Here is a 377-nt window from a genome sequence, read left to right on the forward strand (position 1 = left end):
GGCGCTAAGTCCACGCTTCCCCCATCCACAAGAGAGAGAGTCGTTCCGGAAAGACTGAGATCCTGACTGTCGGTATTATCCAGAAATGCGGAAAGGTCTACAGTCCCGCCATCCTCAAGAGTCAGCGTGTTGCCAGACAGGCTCAACGCCTGGTCATCGGTATTGTCCATGTAGGCGGCCAGGTCCACGGTTTGTGTCCCCCCATCCTCCAGGGTCAAAGTCAGGATATTCCCGGCCAGGCTGAAGTCGGTGATTTGCTGGTTGTCTGAGTTGTCGAGGTAGGCTGACAGGTCTACAGTACCACCATCCTCCAGGGTCAGGGTGTTTCCAGAGAGACTTAGTGCCTGGTCATCGGATGAAACATATCCGGAAAGGTC

The 377-nt window shown here is 54.9% G+C and carries 1 protein-coding gene; it reads right to left on the reverse strand.

Annotation, left to right across the window (positions count from 1 at the left end; genetic code table 11):
• The coding region (locus CA832_RS15065) for a hypothetical protein (protein WP_158211950.1) at window positions 1-377 on the reverse strand (377 nt) is incomplete at both ends.

It is taken from the genome of Robiginitalea sediminis (genome assembly GCF_002198115.1).
GTDB classification, from domain to species: Bacteria; Bacteroidota; Bacteroidia; order Flavobacteriales; family Flavobacteriaceae; genus Robiginitalea; species Robiginitalea sediminis.